Source organism: Lysobacter sp. 1R34A (genome assembly GCF_051217035.1).
Classification (GTDB): domain Bacteria; phylum Pseudomonadota; class Gammaproteobacteria; order Xanthomonadales; family Xanthomonadaceae; genus Lysobacter.
The window spans coordinates 19,005-36,428 of the sequence record NZ_JBPKJP010000009.1; the positions used below are offsets into that span (position 1 = coordinate 19,005).

Here is a 17,424-nt window from a genome sequence, read left to right on the forward strand (position 1 = left end):
ATCGCCGCGAAACAGGCGCGGTCGCACCTGCGCACCCATCGACGATCACGCGACGCCTGCGCGGCATCGCGGCGGATCCGCTCGCGCCGAAGTTTCGACGCCGCGATTGGCTTCCGATCGTCTCTCCTTTCCATCTTCGAGCGCGTCGCCGTCGTGAGTCTGCCGCCATGAATCTGTCCCCCTCCGCCAAGAACCGTCTCGCCCTCGCCGCGATCAGCCTGGCCGCGTTGATGTTCGGCCTGGAAATCTCCAGCGTGCCGGTGATCCTGCCGACCTTGGAACGCCAGTTGTACGGCGACCTGCGCGACATGCAGTGGGTGATGAACGCCTACACGCTTGCCTGCACCACCGTGTTGATGGCCGCCGGCACTCTGGCCGACCGTTATGGGCGCCGGCGGGTGTTCGTGATCAGCGTGATCGCGTTCGGCCTGACCTCGCTGCTGTGCGGCCTCGCCCAGAGCATGCCGGTGCTGATCGGCGGACGCTTCCTGCAGGGACTGGCCGGCGGCGCCATGCTGACCAGCCAGTTCGCGATTCTCTCGCACCAGTTTCGCGAAGGCCGCGAACGCAGCCGCGCATTCGCGGTGTTCGGCATCGTGTTCGGCTTCGGCCTGGGCTTCGGCCCGATCATCGGCGGCGCGATCGTCGCGCTGTCGAACTGGCACTGGGTGTTCCTGGTGCACGCGCCGCTGGCGCTGCTGACCTGGTCGCTGGTCGCCGCGGGCGCACAGGAATCGCGCGAGGCGCAGTCGCATCGGCTGGACCTCGGCGGCCTGTCGACCCTGTCGCTGGGCGTGTTGGCGCTCACCTACTACATCACCCAGGCGCCGGAAGCGGGCTACGCCGATGCGAGCCTGCTGGGCGTGCTCGCGTTCGCCGCAGCGAGCCTGATCGCGTTCGCGTGGGTGGAAAGGCGCCACCCGCATCCGATGTTCGATTTCGGCGTGTTCCGCATCCGTGCGTTTTCCGGCGCGATCATGGGCTCGATCGGAATGAACTTCAGCTTCTGGCCGTTGATGATCTATCTGCCGATCTACTTCCAGAGTGCGCTGGGATACGACGCGGTCGCCGCCGGTCTGGCTTTGCTCGCCTACACCCTGCCGACCCTGGCGATGCCGCCGCTGGCCGAGCGCTGGTCGGCGCGTTATCGGCCGGCCTGGATCATTCCGCTGGGCCTTTTGGCGATCGGCCTGGGCTTCATCGCGATGCGTTACGGCAGCGCGGTGGCCGGCGCGAGCTGGATGACGATGCTGCCGGGCGCGTTGTTGGCCGGCTGCGGTCTCGGCCTGACCAATACGCCGGTCAGCAATACCACCACCGCCTCGGTGCCGGCCTCGCGCACCGGCATGGCCTCGGGCATCGACATGAGCGCACGCCTGATCACCCTGGCGATCAACATCGCGCTGATGGGTTCGATCCTGGTCGCCGGCATCGCCGCGCATCTGCGTTCGGCCTATGGTTCGGGGCTCGCCGGAACGCAGCTGCGCAGCCTGGCCGGACGCGTCGCGGCCGGCGATGTCGGCGCGCTGCCCGGTGGCCTGGCGCTGTCGGGCGATGCACAGACGGTGGCGCGCGAGGCCCTCGTGCACGGCTTCGGCTGGGTGCTGTGGTACGGCGGCCTCGGCGTGTGCGTGCTCGCCGTGCTGAGTTTCTTCCTGTTCGCACCGCTGCGCACGGCCGGCGCATCGGCGACGCCGGCCGAGGCCTGCGGAGGCTAGGCCGGGCAAAGCCGGCCGCTGCAAGCGCTAACCGGCGAAGCCGACATTGCAGGCACTAACCGGCAAAGCCCCCCGTTGCGTGCCCAACCAGCGAGCGCGGCCGCGGCATTCAGAAGAACGCGATGCCCGGCCGCAGCACCGTCTGGAAGATCAACAGCAACGCCGCTACCGCGATCAGCGGCCCCCACGACGAACGCGGCGCCGTCACGGTCTCGTGCAGGCGGTAGCTCGCGCACCAGGCGCTGGCCTGGATCCAGAACAAACCGATCACGAACTCGGCAACCGGCACGATCGCGACCTGATCGACGCTGCCGGGCACGCGCATCGCGATGATCAACGGCAAGGCGAGCAACGCCGGCAAAGTGGCGATGCGGAAGATGAAGCCGCTGCGCCGCCCGGGGGTGGCGATTTCGGCCGGGTCCTGCGCCAGGGCCAGCAGGGGCGCGACGAAGCGGATCGCGATGGCGGCGATGACCACCAGTGCGATCAGGCCGGCGACGAATTTGCTGGCGTCGGTCAGCTGCAGATAGCCGAAGGCCATGCCGACGTCGTTCTGCGGCAGTACCGCGCCGACCACGATCTGCGGCAGCGACTGAAAGAAACCGTGGAAGGCCATCCAGATCGCGAACAAACGCCAGGTGGCCGTACGCGGCGGGCGCGACCTGAGCCAGACGACGAAGCCCAGCGCGGTCAGCGCGATCGCCAAGGCGCCGGTGCCCTGAAACAGATGCGCCAGGGGATTGTCGCCGGTCCAGTTGTGATTGTTGTGGTACAGCGTCGCGCGCAACCCGGGCGTCAATGCCTTGGGCACCACCAGGAACAGTTCCTGGATGAAGAAGATCAGGCTGAAGCACAGCGCGTACAACAGGCCGGAGTGCAGCGTGCGCTGCCAGCGCCAGGGACCGGCCGGACTTGCTGGCTCGCTCGAGGCGGTGCGGCTGCGCCACAGGCCGATCAGTCCCAGCAGGATCGGAGCGGCGATCGTGGTGGCCAGGGAGGTAATGAGGATGGGTTGGGCGTAGGGGCTCATGCGAACGGGTTCCGGTGCCAGCGGTTGTAGATACGACCGATGCGCGGCCGGTTGCATGAACGGGGCGACGCGCCACGCCGGTCCCTCGCCGGGTCAGGACCGGCGCTAGCCGCAGCCACCCAGCCCGGTCTCGCCGCGCGATATGAATCGGCCGCATATCCACACGCTCACCACGGCGCCACGGCGCCGCAAGAAAATCTTGTAGCAGCCCTTAGAAAACTTCGTTTGTCGGCAGGCCCCGCGCTTTCAATAATCGGTGACCCACAGGAGACCCCCATGCATCGACGCGACTTCCTGCACTGCGCCAGCGGCTTGCTGCTGACCGCCGGCCTCGGCCCTCATCTGAACGCATTCGCCGCGACCGCGGTTGCCGCGTCCACCAGCCACTGGAGCGCGCAATTGCGCGCATTGGAAAAGAACAGCGGCGGCCGCCTCGGCGTCGCCATGCTCGACACCGGCAGCGGCCGGCAGTTCGACTGGCGCGGCCGCGAGCGCTTCCCGATGTGCAGCACCTTCAAGTTTCTGCTCGCCGCGGCGGTGCTGCGCGAGGTCGAACGCGGCAAGTTGGATCTGCAAAAGAAGATAGCCATCGCCAAGAGCGACCTGATCGCCTATTCGCCGATGACCGCGCCGTTGGCCGGTTCCAGCGCCAGCGTCGCCCAGTTGTGCGAGGCGACGATGACGCTGAGCGACAACACCGCGGCGAATCTGTTGCTGCCGCTGGTCGGCGGCCCCGCCGGCCTGACTGCCTTCCTGCGCGGCATCGGCGACCCGACCACGCGCCTGGACCGAAAGGAGCCGGAACTCAATAGCGCCATCCCCGGCGATCCGCGCGACACCACCTCGCCGTTGGCGATGGTCGCGACGATGCGCAAACTGTTGCTGCACGACGGGCTCAAGCCGGCTTCGCAGCGCCAGCTCACCGCCTGGCTGGTCGCCAACCGTACCGGCGACAAGCGCCTGCGGGCCGGCGTACCGAAGGGCGCGCGGGTCGGCGACAAGACCGGCACCGCCGACACCACCAGCAACGACCTGGCGATCGTCTGGCTGCCGGAGCGCGCGCCGATTCTGCTCACCTGTTATCTGACCGGCTCGACCCTCGACGGCGCCGGGCGCGATGCGATCCATGCCTCGGTCGCGCGGCTGCTGCTCGGCCCGGTCGAACCGCGATAAACCCTTCACCCGGATAGAGCTCTGCCTGCCGCCGCGCCACCCAGCGCGACGGCAGGCGACGCGGAATCGCGCATCCTCAGGCGCTGGCCTGCCAATGCGCGCGCAGTTCGTCGTTGAACTCGGCCCAACGCTCTTCCGGGAAGAAGATCCGCGCGCCTTCGAACTCCACGCGCTTGCGGGTGCCGGGTATCGCATCGGCCAGCCATTGCGACCAACGGGTCGGGAAGAACACGTCGTCGGTGCCCCAGGCGATCAGGGTCGGCGCCTGCAGACGCCTGAGCTCGCGCTCGATGGCGAGCGTGTGCGCGTTATCGAACGCGGCCAGGAAACGCTGCAGATCGCGGGTGCGCTGCTCGCTGCGCAGCAAGGGCCGCAGATAGGTCTCGATGCTCTCGTCCGACAGCGACTGCGGGTCTTCATAGGCCAGGCCCAATGCCTGCGGCGAACGGTAGACGCTCTTGTCGGCAAGCATGGCCTTGAGCGCATCGCCGAGTCCGCCGCCGGCCGCCATCGCCAGGAACGGCTTGAACGCTTCCGGCGGCCAGTTGTCGTGCGTATCGCAGTTGGTCAGGGCGAAACTGCGCACGCGCTGCGGATGCAGGGCGGCGAAGATCTGGGCGATGCCGCCGCCGCTGTCGTTGCCGACCAGGTCGACCTGGTCGATGCCGAGGGCGTCGAGGAATTCGGCGAGCATTCGCGCGTTGGCGGTGACCGACACGTCCTGGTCGGGCGCGATCTCGGTGTCGCCGTGCGCCAGCAGGTCGACCGCGATGCAACGGCGCAGGGCGGACAGATGCGCGAGCTGGTGCCGCCACAGATGCCCGTTGAGCAATACGCCATGGACGAACAGCGCGACCGGACCGCTGCCTTGCTCGCGGTAGGCGATGCGGCCCGACGGTGTCTGCACGCTGGCCTGGGTGGGGAAGGAAAGATCGCCGTCCATGTTCAGCCCTGACCCGGCGCAGCGGCGGAACCGTAGGCCTCCTTGAGCTTGCGTGCGCAATCGTCGCAGCAGACTTCCACCGCCTTGCCGCCGATCTTGACCTGGTAGGTGTTCTCGTCGAGCGGGCAGTCGCAGGCCGCGCAGGTTTTTTCCGTCATGACAGCTTCTCCGAATCGCCCGAACGCCGGGCGATGTCAGTAGGCCATCGACGTCGCAGGGGCGCTGTCAGAATCTTTAGCGAGTTGCCGCCGCCCGCTCGCCGAGCCCTCAGCGCTGCAGGGCCGACTGGCGGAATTCGGTCGGGCTGCGGCCGTAGGCCTGCTGGAAGGCCGCGCTGAAATGGCTATGACTGGAGAATCCCAGTTCCAGGCTGAGCTGGGTCAGATCGTCGTACTGCGCCAGCAGGTCCAGCGCGCGCGCCAGCCGCAGGCGCAGCTGATAGCGGTACAGCGGCAGGCCTTCGACCTGCTTGAACACCTGGGTCAGATACACCGGCGACACCCCGACCTCGGCGGCGATCTCGTCCAGCGCCCAGCGCCGCGACAGATCGCTGGCGAGAACCAGCTTGGTGCGGTCGATCAGGCGCTGCCGCCCGAGGCTGGCGCCGGCCGCGTGCGAGGTGCGCGGCCCGAGCGAGCGCTGGACTAGGGTCAGGGCCAGGCTTTCGGCCTCCAGCGGCTCGGCGATGTCCTCGCGCAGGCTGTGGCGCAGCAGCGCCACCAGCGCCTGCGCGCGCGGGTCGATGCGCAGGCGCGGTCGCCGGAACGCCAGCGCGGCGCCTTCGCGCAACAAGGCCGGGGGCGCGAGTTCGCGCAGCATGTCCTCCTCGACCCACACCGCCAGGCTGGCGTCGCCGCCGGGCACCGGATGGGCGATGCGCCCGGCTTCGCCGGCGTTGAAGAACAACACCTGCCCAGCCTCGGCCACCGCGGCATCCTCGCCGACCTGGCGTACGTACAGGCCGCGGTAGGGAAACACCAGGTGAGTCGCGCCCGCGCAGGCTTCGGCATGCGCATGCTCGCCGCTGCCGGGACAGCACAGGTCCCAGACCGCGACGGTCGGCGTCTGCAACAGCGGCGCTACGGTGAATTCGGACATGCCTGCCTGGACGCGGTCCCGCCTGGGAACGATCGACGCGCCGACTTTGGGATGCCCGGCGCCGATCGAGGCCGGTCAGGATACCGCCCGCGACGGGCGAACAGGCTTCAACGCGGGAATTCGAGCACCGTGTTCGAGCCCGGCTGCTCGCCCTTGCGCTCGGCGGCGACGCCTTCGGCGAGCGGCTGCCAGGGCGCCTTGCCGAGCCGGTCGAGGCTTTCGTAACGCCCGAGCAGGCGAAAGCCGGTCAGGCCGTAGGGCAGGCCTTCCGACGACAAGGGCGTGGTGCCGTCGGCGACGTGGAAATGCAGGTGCGGGCCGGTCGAGTCGCCGGTGAAACCGAGCGCGGCGATGGTCTGGCCGCGGCGCACCGGGTCGCCCACGCGCACCTTGAGGCTGCCCGGCTGCAAGTGTTCGTAGGCGACGTAGCGGCCGTCGGCGAGCGCCAGCACGACGTAGTTGCCGGGCGCCTCGTCGAAATCGTGCTTGGGGTTGTCGGCCACGCGCGCGGTCTCGACCGCATCGTCGCGCACCGCCGCGACCCGCGCGTCGGCGACCGCGAGCACCTCGGCGCCGTAGCCCAGGCTGCTCGCCACCAGTTCCGGATCGCCGTCGACGGTTTTTCCGGACGGGTCGACCTTCACCCAATCGATCGCGTGCCGGCCCGGCAGCCGCGCGCGTCCGTCCATGGTGTAGAACACGCGGCGATGGCCGCGCGGCCAGTCCGGCGAATGGATCGCGACCCAGGGGCCGCCGCGCAGGGGCGGACCGAGCAATAGCGGGGCCGGCTGCCCGACCTCGACGCGCGCGCCTTCGACCGAATTCGCCGCCTCCGCCGCGAGCCTGCGGAACCCCAGCGCATGCCGCAGCTTGCGCGGCGCGCGAGTGCCGACGTCGAGTTCGAGATAGACCACGCCGCGCTCGCCCGGCCGCAACGCGGCGAGGCTGGCGCCGGGCCGGCCGATGACGCGGGAGCGGGCGGCCAGGTCCTTGCCGCCGAAACGCTGGATCAGCGCGCCGCTGGCGTCGTCGATCACCCGCAGTTCGTCCACCGCCAGTTCGGCCTCGTTGAAACTGGTCAGGTGCAGTTCGTAATACAGCCGCTGCCGGCCGTCCTGCGTCACCGGCGTCGGCGCCTGCGGCACCGTGAGGTCGAAGGAATCGACCAGGCTCGCGTCCGCGGCGCGCGCGGTCGCCGGCAACGCGAGCAGGGAAGACAGCGCAAGGCAAAGGGCGAGCGGTCGCAACATCGCGGGGAATCCTGTCGAAAGCCGGGGCGGTGGCGCTCGCGCAGGCGGTGGCCTGCCGATGCGGGCGCCATGGTCGAAGCCGCGACGCAGATGGGCAGTCCAGCATGCGTCGTGTCGCGTGGCGGCATCATCCCATGCCGGATCGCCCGGCACGGGCATGACTCTCGACCTAGATTTGTATCGGGTGTGTTCGTGGAGGGCGATGGCCAGGAGCGGAAGTACGCATCGCTGGTCGCATTCATCTCCCCGGCATCGCCTGCGCGGCACGCCGCAGTTCGCGGGCGCGGCTTGCGCCGCTCCTACCCAAGAGCATGCCGGGTGCCCAGCGTTGCCGTCGCCGTCGATTTTGCTTTGTCGCTTTGCCGGTCGAGACCCGGAGGGCGGCCCGCACGGATGCGGGCGGTGCGCAAGCAGGCCATGGAGGGCCTGTCTGGAGCATCCCTGCGTCGGCACCGATCGCGCGGGCTGGTGCCCTTGCAAGGAAGGCCTTTTCTTTGGCTAGTTTCTTTTGGGCCAGCGAAAGAAAGTAACCCGGCCGCGCCAGCGGACGGAAGCTTTAGATGTCGCTCTACAGCTCTGCGGTAAAAGACACCGCAACAGCGGACGGCGCGGTCGCGACTTGCATCGCTCCTACTCTCGCGAAAGCACGCCGCTTCGATGAGCGGCGTCGGCGTTGCGCTTCTATCCGTCCCGCGGTCGCGACTCGCGTCGGTCCTACCCTGCGATAGTCGACGGTATCGATGGGTGACACCTGCTGGTCACCGACGCCCGTTTTCCGACCCCGATTCCGCTGCTGCCGTCGCACTACACCGATGCGCGAATCGTCGACATCGCCGAACCCCTGTATCGGCTGAGGCAGCGCTACGAGAAGGAAATGCTGTCGACGCCGGAGCAGGGCCGCGCGGCGGCGGCGATCGCGTAGACGGGAGCCGACCTGCCGACAACGCTCCGACCCGACGAGGCGGGGCGAGCGCGCCGCCGCGATCGGCCCAGCGCGGCCGCGCTGAGACCTCATCGGCGGCCGCACCAACGCCGCCCGCTTCGACTACCCTGTGCCGGACCCGCGCGGCCTGGTTCGTCCCCGCCCGCTCGAGGCGCATCGTTCCGCACCGCCCAGGCACCGACCGAGCCGCCGGCGCCGGGTTGCCGCATGCCCCCGTTCAACCCTAGGAAGCCGCATGACCGCTTACGTCCGTCCCGCCACGCGCGCCCGCCGCACCCGCACCGCGCTCGTCTGCGCGCTGGCCCTGCTGACCGTGCCGTGGTCGGCGCAGGCGGCGAGCGATATCCCCTCGCAGGCGCGGATCAAGGCCGCGGTCGACAAGGCCTATGCGGCGGCCAAGGACAACACCGCGGGCAAGAACGCCGACTACATTCCGGCCCTGGCCGAGGTGCCTTCGGGCCTGTTCGGCATCGCCGTGGTCACGGTGGAAGGCAAGGTCTATACGATCGGCGACGCCGGCGTCGAGTTCGCGATCGAATCGGTGTCCAAGCCCTTCGCTGCCTCGTGGGTGATCGAGAAGAAAGGCGAGCAGTGGCTCGAAGACAAGATCGGCGTCAACCAGACCGGCATGCCGTTCAATTCCATCCTGGCTCTGGAAACCCACGCCCAGACCAAGCCGGCAATGAACCCGCTGGTCAACGCCGGGGCGATCGCCGTCGACAGTTGGATCGAACCGGCTGAACCGGCGGGGCGCTGGGCGACAATCTCGCAACTGATGAACGACTACGCCGGCCGCCAGCTCAGCCTCAACGACGTCGTCTATCAATCCGAAGCCAGCAGCAACGAACACAATCGCGCGATCGCGCGCCTGCTCAAGGGCTACGGCACGCTCGACGGCGACCCGGAAGTCGCGCTCGACCTCTACACCCGCCAGTGCTCGATCAACGTCACCGCCCGGGACCTCGCGGTGATGGGCGCGACCCTCGCCAGCGGCGGCCGCAACCCAGTCACCGGCAAGCGCATCGTCGGCGCCGACACCGCCGAGCGCACGCTCGCGGTCATGGCCACCACCGGCCTGTACGAAACCAGTGGCGCGTGGACCTGGAACGTCGGCCTGCCGGCCAAGTCCGGCGTCGGCGGCGGCATCGTCGCGGTCGCTCCGGGCAAGTTCGCCATCGCCACCTTCGCCCCGCCGCTCGACGCCGCCGGCAACTCGGTCAAGGGCCAGCAGGCGATCGAATCGATCGTCCGCGACCTGGTCGGCGCCGGCGTCTTCGAAACCGGGCACTGACCACGCGACCGCCGGGCACTCGGGACGGCCACAGCCGCGCCTGGTTTCGCCGGGCTTGCGCGAATGCGCCGGCCTGACGCGTCCTCGGATCGGGCCGGCTGCATCCGGTCCGCCGCGACCGCGAAGTTTCCGACGGCTGCCGAGCGCAGAGCCACCTGGCGCGTGCCCGACGCGCCGTCGAGGGCATGCGCAGCAATGCGTCAGCGAAGCCGCATCGCGTACGCGCCGAGCAATGTTTGCGCGCCCACGGACCACACTGCGGCGTATCCAGGCGGTGCGCTTAAACAAGTCTTAACCCTGGGCCGCTACGGTCTCGGCGCTCGGCCTGTCGCGCCGCGCCTCCCCCCACTCCTCTCCAGGATTTCTCGCATGCGCATCGCCCGGATCGCTTCGTCGCTCGTGCTGCTGCTTCCGTTCGGACTGTACGCCCAGGTATCCCCGCTAGACGGCGAAGAACGCGCCGACGTGCCGCCTTCGCGCTGGAGCGTCGGCATCGCCGCCGGCGCCCGCACCGAGATCTATGCCGGCGAAGGCAATCACAGCCGGGTGGTCCCGTTCGCCGGCTATGAAGGCGAACGTTTCTACTGGCGCGGCCTCGACGCCGGCTACCACTTGCTCAAGCGCGACGGCTTCGTCCTCGACGGCTTCATCGCCGGCCGCCTCGACGCGATGGACGCCGACGACTTCGGCGCCGCGGCATTGGCGCAGCGCGGCATCGACCGCGACCTGCTCGAAGACCGCGACGACAGCATCGATGCGGGCCTTGCGGCCAGTTGGCGCGGCACGGCGGGCGAAGTCACCCTGGCGCTGAAGGCCGACATCGCCGACAAGAGCGGCGGCTACGAAGCCGACGTCAGCTACAACTACCCCTTCCAGGCCGGCGGCATGCTGTTCACGCCCAGCGTGGGCGTCTCGGTCTGGTCCAAGGACCTGGCCAATTACTACTACGGCACGCTCGACGAAGAAATCGCCCGCGGCGTGGTCAGCTACCGCCCCGGCAGCGTCGCGATTCCGCACGCCGGCCTCATGATCGCCAAGCCCTTCGCGACGAAATGGCGATTCATCGCCAACCTGAGCTATCAGGTGCTGCCCGACGAAATCCAGGACAGCCCGCTGGTCGAGGACGGCACCGAGGGCGTCGGCAGCGTATTCATGGGCCTGTCGCGAAATTTCTGAGCGCGCCCGCTGCGGGAACGCCCAACTACCGGATGCTGCCGGAATGGAAGGGCTCCCCAGGGAGCCCTTCGCACAAGAGTCGGCTCGGGGACTCGGGACTCGGGGACTCGGGGACTCGGGGACTCGGGAATCGGGATCTAAACTCGGCGACCGGTGTCCGCGCCCGCGACTTACTCGTCCGCGATCTTCGCCAGTTTCTTGAACACGCTCTCGCCGACCGAAGCCGAGAGGTGATTGAGGCCCATGACGATGTTGGCCGACGTATCGGAGACCTCGAACTCCTCGCCGTCGTGCCGCACCCGCAGCCCGAGCCGGTCGCGTCCGGCCATCACGCCGAACATCACCCGCACGCCGGGCGGACGCTGACGGATGTCGACGATCGCGACCTCGGCCACGTCGGTCTTCGACACGCTCATCGAATGTCCGGCCGCCTGCGCGGCGTAGGCCTGCTCGATCAACGGCGGCACCTTGTCGTTGTGCTCGCACTCGCCGCAATCCCAACGGATGTCCAACTTGGGCACGCTCGGGTAAGACGCGGCGACGGCCGCTTCGGCCGCGGCGATCGCGGCGTTCCGCGCCGACTCGGCGGCGGCAGCGGCGGCAGCGGCCGCCTCGGGGCCCTCGGCATCGGTAAGGTCCTGCGCCAACGCGCACGGGGACACCGTGGCGGCAACGAACCAGATCAAACAAAACAGAACATCCCTGCTCATACCGTCTCTCGTTGGAGGAATCCCGGCCCGGGGCGGCCATGCTGCAGGCCGGGCTCACGCCCGTGCATCCTCGTTGCAAACGCCCGCATCCCCGCGCGGATCATAACAGCCGGTCGTGCGCCGGCGAGGCGCCACACAGCCGTCGAGATCGCCATCGCCCATACGCCCTGCGGCACCGCGGCCGCCGATCGATTAGGCTCGCATCGCCCCTGCCCGGCCTGCCAACGAATGTCTTCGCATTCACACAGAAAGGCGTAAACAGGATCCCTGCTTCCATGGGTACCACGCCATGTCGAGAAAATTCGCCTGCCTGTGCCTGCTCGCGTTGCTGCTGGCCGGCTGCCGCACGGGCCCCGAGCAACGCGCGCCGGAGAAGACCCTGCCGATCGAAGCGCCGTTGCCGCCGAGCGTCACGCCCGGCGAGTTCCTGATCGAGGCCGACAAGCTCGATACCTGGAACGCGCTCGGCCAGATCGCGGTCCGCACGCAGGGCGTCGAATACGACGGCCGGGCGCAGATGATGGATCTGTACAGCCTGCGCTATCGCGGGGTCGCGTTCATGGCGCTGACCAAGTCGGTGCTGTTGTCGGACACGATCAAGCGCACCACCACCCGGGTCACTGCGACGACGCTCGACGGCAAGCCGATCGACAGTCCGCCGGTGACCGAGTTTCTCGCCCTGCTGCAGCGCGAGCTGCCGGCCGAGATCGAAAGCGTGCGCGCCAAGCAGGCGGCGCAGAAGAAGGCCAAGGCCGCCAAGGGCAAGACGAAGGCGAAGAAGAAAAAGAAGAAGTGAGCGGACCGGGTACGGGCCGCCGCGCCTGGGCCGCCGGCGTCGATCGCAGGCGGCCTGCGCGGCGCTACCGGTTCCGCGCTCCGCGTTGCCGACGTTCGCGGGTCACGGCGCCGTTCGGGTTTCGCTGCCACCTGCGGCATCTCCGAGTCGATCGTCCGCGCCCGCTCCGCCGCGGCGACGGTCTCGGCTGATCGTCCCGGCAGATCAATCTCGGCAGACCAATCTCGGCAGAGCAGGCTTGGCGGCTCCTATCCCGCCATCGCAGACCTTCGCTTGCGCGAACGGAAACTTGCCCGCGGTGCAGCGCATGGCATCGCATCGCATGCGCCGTCCTGACCGGCTGTGTTTCACGTTTGCGGGATCGCCCGCGCACGCAGCGATCGCCGCCTTCGCACGCCGATGGACTCAGTTCTGGTGGACTTCGATGCCGCCATCGAATCCGTTCGCCTGCGCGGCGGGGAAATTGCCCGGGAGCGCGCCGAGCACCGCGCCGCCGGCGGCGTTACCGGGCGGCAGCGTCGCCGTGCCGTTCATCGCATTCGGCAACGGCGGCACCACGAAGCCCGGGGGAAACGCCGCGACCGCGTTCATCGGATAGGTACCGATGTTCGCCGCGGCAGTCGCCGTCGATACATTGACCGGCTTCAGGATCCTCACCGCACGCCAGAGGATGCGGATGAACTCAGGCGCGTACGAGTACAGGTTCTGGTTGTTGGTCGTGGCGGCGTCCGAGAACGGATTCGCCGAACTCTGCACGCAGTAGTACAGGCCGTACCAGGCATCGTGCTGACCGTTGCCGCTGGTTTCGTACGCGTAGCTGGCGGCCAGGAAAGCTTCCATGTAGGCCTCGACCGTAGCGTGGTTGGCGTTCGCTCCGGTGGTGAGCGGCACCAGGTTCTGCCAGGCGTTGCCGGGGCCGCCCCAACGGCCGTTGACCATGTGGCCGCGGATCCAGGTGTTGGTATTGTCCTGGGTGAAGGTCAACGCCGGCCCGCCGACCAGCAACTGATCCCAGGGCGCACCGACCGCGTTCGGTACGTTGTTGCCCTGCTGCCCCGGCATGATCAGGTCGGGGCCGAGGATGGCGGCCACGGCCGATGCGCCGAAATTGGCGATCTGCCGGACCGCGACCGGCCCGGCCTGGTACTGCGCGCCCAGGAAGATCGGCTGGTTGGTGCTCCAGCGCGGATTGTTCGGCGCGCCGGTATAGACGATTCTGCTCATGATGGCTACCTGTCGGGTCGTGGAATCGGGATCGAAACCGGATGCCGCACAGGACGCATCGCTTTGGGCGGTACGCGGCGGTCCGAAGCGGCCGCCATCGCACCGTGCCCTCGCAAGGACTGGAATACGGAGTCGTACGACGGCACGGGCTCGCTTGGTAGAACGCCGGCTCCGTCGCGCTGTGAAATCGATGCGGCGCAACGGCCGCTACATCAGAGGCGACGCGCGCGGTGCGCGCATCAGCGCAATGCCATCAACACCAAGCCGGTAAGGGCCAACACGGCGGTCCATACCCTCCTCGCCGCGGCGCCGCTCAAGCGATGGACCTGCGCGGCGATGCCGCGCGATACGGCCGCGGCGATTACCCCGGTAGTGGCCAAGGTCGCCGCCATGTGCACGGCGACGGCGGCGAATGCCAGGAGCAACGAGCCCGACGCGGTGATCTCACGCGCCGGGCTGCCGGACAGGCACATCGGCACCAAGGCCGGCACCAGCATCAAGCCGCTGCCGTGCGCGCTCGCCATCAGGAACGACCACAGCGTGATGCCGGCGCGGCCGGTGTCCGCGCGCTGCATTGCGGACGGCCTGGCGCCACGCAAGCACCGGTAAGCGGCCACGCCCATCAGCAAGGCGCCGGCGACGCCCTGCACTTGCGCACGCGCCATCTGCAGGCCTTGCGCGAATGCATAGGCCACGATCGCGATCGACAGGACGTGTCCGATCGCGATCGGCAGCAGCGTACGCCAGACCTGGGTCCGGTCGCGCACCCCGCAAGCGGCGGCGAACATCCAGCCGGTCGCCGGGCTCAGCCCGTGCAGGGCGCCGAGACCGGCCACCGCGAACCACGGCCATAGACTCGTCATGGGGCTTTCCTCGAAGCGGAGCGGACCTGACCAGCCGAACCGGGTTCGGTCGGACCGGGCTCAGTCGTGGCTCTGGCAGCACGAGCCGGTCGCCGGCATCGTCGCCGGCTCGTAGCGGTCGTGATGCCGCACCCATTCCATCGGGTAGCTCAACGCGTCTTCGTTGCGGCCCTTGGGCGTGAGATCGATCAGCGGATACGCGCCCATCATCACTTCCACGCCGCGCCCGAATCGCGAATAAGTGTGGAAGACCGCGCCCGCCTCGTCCTGGTAGAACACGCTGATGCCGGGCGCTTCCACGTGCGGGAACGGCTGCACGGTGTAGTTGTAGGGCACTTCGCCGCGGGCGATTTCGTCGGCGGAGAAACCGACGCCGAAATCGCGGTTGAAGTCGCTGCCATGCGACGACACCCAGTTGAAACGCCAGCCCATGCGTTGGCGGAAACGTTCGATATCGGCCAGCGGCGCGCGCGACACCACCAGCAGGGTGACATCGCGTTGCGCCAAGTGCGGGTTGGCGCCGTCGTTGTGATCGGCCATGTAGGAACAGCTCTTGCAACCCTGCTCCCAACCGGGTGCGAACATGAAGTGCTGTACCAGCAATTGGCGGCGGCCGTCGAACAGTTCGGCCAGTCGGCGCGGGCCTTGCAGGGTATCGAACACATAGTCCTTGTCGATGCGTACCCAGGGCAATGCGCGGCGTGCGCTGGCGATCTCGTCGCCGAGGCGGGTCAGCTCCTTTTCGCGCGCCAGCAATTTCAGGCGCTCGGCTATCCAGCGGTCCCTGGACACGACGGGATGATGCAGGGCGTTCAGTTCGGCAGTGAGGGTATTCATGCTGTGCTCCCAGGCTCGAAGGGCCATTGGTTTCGGTCGAGGCACCGCTCGCCTCAAGGCGATGGGTGCATTCAGTACTCGGTGGCCGAGGCGAAAGCGTCCGCCGACAGCGGCGCGCGTCCGCCCTGCTCGTAGAGTTCGTTTTGTTGGTTCGTTCGTTGCGTTCGCAGCGCCGAGTTCGCGGCGCGAGGCCGCAATACCATCGGCTCGGCCGCGGTCGGCCAATCAAGACCGACCGAGCGAACGATGCCGCCGCGATCCGCCGCCGCTAGCGACGGCGGCCTTGGCCTGCGATCAGGCCGCGGCGCGTCTCGGACGGCGCACCGCGCGGACTTTTCCGCTGCCCCCGCCGCCGCAATAGAACAGGTCGGCGCCATCGGATTCGAGCCCGCTGACGTTGATGCCCGGCGGCATTTCCAGGCGCTCCAGCACCGTGCCGTCGGCGGGATCGATGCGGCGGAGTTCGCTGTCGTCGCCTTCCCAGGTGGCGTGCCACAGCTCGCCGTCGACCCAGGTCACGCCGGTGACGAAACGATTGGACTCGATCGAGCGGATCACCGCGCCGGTTTGCGGATCGACCTGGTGGATCTTGCGATCGCGGTACTGCCCCACCCACAGGCTGCCTTCGGCCCAGGTGAGCCCGGAATCGCCGCCGTTGCCCGGCGCCGGAATCGAAGCGACGACCTTGCCGGTGGCGGGCTCGATCTTGTCGATGCGCGCTTCGGCGATCTGGTACAGATAGGTGCCGTCGAAGGCGGTGCCGGCATCGCAGGCGAGGTCGAGCGAATCCATCGGCTCGCCGCTCGCGGGGTCGAATGCGACCAGTTTGCGCCCGGTGGCCGCCCACACCCGGCGGCCGTCGTGGGTCACGCCGCCGACGCGGTCGGAACCGCCGAACGGGCCGTATTCGCGCACGATCTCGGCGGTATGCGTGGCGATCTTGGAATGGTCTGGGTGGGTCTTGCTGTTCATGCCTGACTCCTCTTGGCGCAACCCGGATCGGCGCCGTGAAACGACTCTATTCAATCGGCAACGCAGCGGGGAGTAACAAGATCGTCGTGAATCCGGCCAGCGGCGGCGCCAGCCAGCGCTGCGCCCGCGCGCGGCCGATCGAGCGCACCCGCCCGTCGGCTTCTAGCTCGGCGAGCGCGCGCTGGACCGTGCGTTGGCTCGCCGCCAACGCCAGCGACAAAGCCGAAGTCGACCAGGCCGCGCCGTCCGAGAGCAGCGCCAGCAGCGAAGCCTGCTCGCCGTCGATCGGCGGCGCCAGCACCGCCACGTCGCGTTTCTCCAGCGGCTTGAGCACGAAGCCGCGCGCGCTCGCCTCGATCTGCGCAAAACCGCGAACCAGCGAACGCAGCCGGCCGATCTCGACCCGCAGCCGCGCGCGGTGAGTCTCGTCGGGACGGCGGGTATGGAATACGCGTTCGATCAACACTTCTCGCTCGACGTCCCCCGGCCAGGCTTCGGCGAGCGCCAGCGCCAAGCCGAACAACACCGGCCGCCGCGTCAGCGCTTGCCACGCGCCGCCGGCGCGGATGCCGCGGCGGCAGGCGTCGACCACCAGCGTGTTCGACTGCAACAGCGCCGCGACTTCGTCGAGGCGCAGCGCTTGCTCGCCGTCGACGCCAAGCCGACGCGCGGCGGGACGATCCAGTGCCCGCCTCGCCTCGGTCACCTCGGCCAGCAAGGCCGGCACGCCGGCGCGAATGGCCGCCGTCTGGGCGCGATCGAGCGCCGCGCGCGCGACCTCGGTGTGCAGCGAACGCAGGGACAGCTCGGCCGAGGTCAGCTCGGCCATCGCCGTCAGCGACGGCGGCAGCGGCTGCGCGTCGAGCCTGGCCAGCGCGGCCGCGGCCTCGTCGAGCCGCCCGAGCAGCAGCCAACGGCGCGCCGCGATCAACCACGCTTGCCAGGCATTGGCGCGATCGGCGCGCGCCTCCAGGGTCGCCGCCGCGGCGATCAAGGCCCGCGGCGTCCCGCCGAGATCGCGCATCGCCAGCGCCACCTCGGCCTCGGCCACGACGCAGCGCGCCCGGGCCAATTCCTCATGCCGGCCGAAACCGCGCACCGCGCGCCGCAACAGTTCGCGCGCGCGCGGATGCTCCCCGAGCTGGGCCATGGCGATGCCGCGCAACGCCAGCGCCGGCGGGTCCTCGCGCAACGCCACGCGCTTGAGCGCACCTAGCGCATCGCCGGCGGCGAGGGCACGAGCGCAGGCGGCGATCAGGGAGTCCATCGGCCTAGGCTACCGTGCCTGCGTCCCGGCATCCTGCCCCGGGCCGACAACACGGCGCCGCCCGGCCGGACTTCCACCGCAGTGCCGGCGCGGTCGGACCATGTCGACACCGGCGGCCATGCGCGTCCAGTCA

At 69.0% G+C, this 17,424-nt stretch carries 16 protein-coding genes; 5 read left to right on the forward strand and 11 right to left on the reverse strand.

Annotation, left to right across the window (positions count from 1 at the left end; all coding sequences use genetic code 11):
* The first annotated feature begins 167 nt into the window (after positions 1 to 167).
* Entirely contained in the window at positions 168 to 1,718 is a 1,551-nt protein-coding gene (locus ACSAMQ_RS04825) for an MFS transporter (RefSeq protein WP_435394559.1), read from the forward strand.
* Positions 1,719 to 1,827: 109 nt separating this feature from the next.
* Here the strand turns inward: ACSAMQ_RS04825 and ACSAMQ_RS04830 are convergent, their stop codons facing one another.
* Positions 1,828 to 2,748: a hypothetical protein gene (locus tag ACSAMQ_RS04830; RefSeq protein ID WP_435394560.1), complete on the reverse strand. Its 921-nt coding sequence runs from the start codon at positions 2,746 to 2,748 to the stop codon at positions 1,828 to 1,830.
* A 276-nt stretch (positions 2,749 to 3,024) separates the two neighbouring features.
* Between ACSAMQ_RS04830 and bla the strand changes: the two genes are divergently transcribed.
* On the forward strand, positions 3,025 to 3,921 hold the full coding sequence (bla, locus tag ACSAMQ_RS04835) for a class A beta-lactamase (protein ID WP_435394561.1): 897 nt from the start codon (positions 3,025 to 3,027) through the stop codon (positions 3,919 to 3,921).
* Between the two features lie 76 nt (positions 3,922 to 3,997).
* Here bla and ACSAMQ_RS04840 read toward each other — a convergent pair whose 3' ends face one another.
* From ACSAMQ_RS04840 to ACSAMQ_RS04855, 4 genes are all read right to left on the reverse strand, one after another.
* Complete coding sequence (locus ACSAMQ_RS04840) at positions 3,998 to 4,864, reverse strand: alpha/beta fold hydrolase (protein ID WP_435394562.1); 867 nt, start codon at positions 4,862 to 4,864, stop codon at positions 3,998 to 4,000.
* 2 nt (positions 4,865 to 4,866) lie between these two features.
* A complete protein-coding gene (locus tag ACSAMQ_RS04845; RefSeq protein WP_435394563.1) occupies positions 4,867 to 5,022 on the reverse strand; it encodes a hypothetical protein in 156 nt (51 codons plus the stop codon).
* 109 nt (positions 5,023 to 5,131) lie between these two features.
* Entirely contained in the window at positions 5,132 to 5,962 is an 831-nt protein-coding gene (locus ACSAMQ_RS04850; protein WP_435394564.1) for a helix-turn-helix transcriptional regulator, read from the reverse strand.
* Positions 5,963 to 6,069: 107 nt separating this feature from the next.
* Entirely contained in the window at positions 6,070 to 7,212 is a 1,143-nt protein-coding gene (locus ACSAMQ_RS04855; RefSeq protein WP_435394565.1) for a M23 family metallopeptidase, read from the reverse strand.
* Positions 7,213 to 8,390: 1,178 nt separating this feature from the next.
* Here ACSAMQ_RS04855 and glsA point away from each other — a divergent pair.
* Entirely contained in the window at positions 8,391 to 9,446 is a 1,056-nt protein-coding gene (gene glsA, locus ACSAMQ_RS04860; protein ID WP_435394566.1) for a glutaminase A, read from the forward strand.
* A 369-nt stretch (positions 9,447 to 9,815) separates the two neighbouring features.
* Positions 9,816 to 10,622 (forward strand): MipA/OmpV family protein, encoded by an 807-nt coding sequence (locus ACSAMQ_RS04865; RefSeq protein ID WP_435394567.1) that lies wholly within the window; start codon positions 9,816 to 9,818, stop codon positions 10,620 to 10,622.
* Positions 10,623 to 10,792: 170 nt separating this feature from the next.
* Here the strand turns inward: ACSAMQ_RS04865 and ACSAMQ_RS04870 are convergent, their stop codons facing one another.
* Entirely contained in the window at positions 10,793 to 11,332 is a 540-nt protein-coding gene (locus ACSAMQ_RS04870) for a hypothetical protein (RefSeq protein WP_435394568.1), read from the reverse strand.
* 289 nt (positions 11,333 to 11,621) lie between these two features.
* Here ACSAMQ_RS04870 and ACSAMQ_RS04875 point away from each other — a divergent pair, with 289 nt between their 5' ends.
* Complete coding sequence (locus ACSAMQ_RS04875) at positions 11,622 to 12,128, forward strand: hypothetical protein (RefSeq protein ID WP_435394569.1); 507 nt, start codon at positions 11,622 to 11,624, stop codon at positions 12,126 to 12,128.
* A gap of 405 nt (positions 12,129 to 12,533) precedes the next feature.
* Here ACSAMQ_RS04875 and ACSAMQ_RS04880 read toward each other — a convergent pair whose 3' ends face one another.
* The 5 genes from ACSAMQ_RS04880 to ACSAMQ_RS04900 all read right to left on the reverse strand — a co-directional run bounded on the left by ACSAMQ_RS04880 (position 12,534) and on the right by ACSAMQ_RS04900 (position 17,291).
* A complete protein-coding gene (locus ACSAMQ_RS04880; RefSeq protein WP_435394570.1) occupies positions 12,534 to 13,352 on the reverse strand; it encodes a hypothetical protein in 819 nt (272 codons plus the stop codon).
* Between the two features lie 239 nt (positions 13,353 to 13,591).
* Positions 13,592 to 14,215: a hypothetical protein gene (locus ACSAMQ_RS04885; protein ID WP_435394571.1), complete on the reverse strand. Its 624-nt coding sequence runs from the start codon at positions 14,213 to 14,215 to the stop codon at positions 13,592 to 13,594.
* Between the two features lie 60 nt (positions 14,216 to 14,275).
* Positions 14,276 to 15,052 (reverse strand): DUF899 domain-containing protein, encoded by a 777-nt coding sequence (locus ACSAMQ_RS04890; protein WP_435394572.1) that lies wholly within the window; start codon positions 15,050 to 15,052, stop codon positions 14,276 to 14,278.
* 294 nt (positions 15,053 to 15,346) lie between these two features.
* Positions 15,347 to 16,024, reverse strand: a complete 678-nt coding sequence (locus ACSAMQ_RS04895; protein ID WP_435394573.1) for a Vgb family protein — start codon at positions 16,022 to 16,024, stop codon at positions 15,347 to 15,349.
* Between the two features lie 46 nt (positions 16,025 to 16,070).
* The gene (locus tag ACSAMQ_RS04900; protein ID WP_435394574.1) at positions 16,071 to 17,291 is read right to left on the reverse strand and encodes a helix-turn-helix domain-containing protein; all 1,221 of its coding nucleotides are present in this window, start codon (positions 17,289 to 17,291) and stop codon (positions 16,071 to 16,073) included.
* Positions 17,292 to 17,424: the final 133 nt, after the last annotated feature.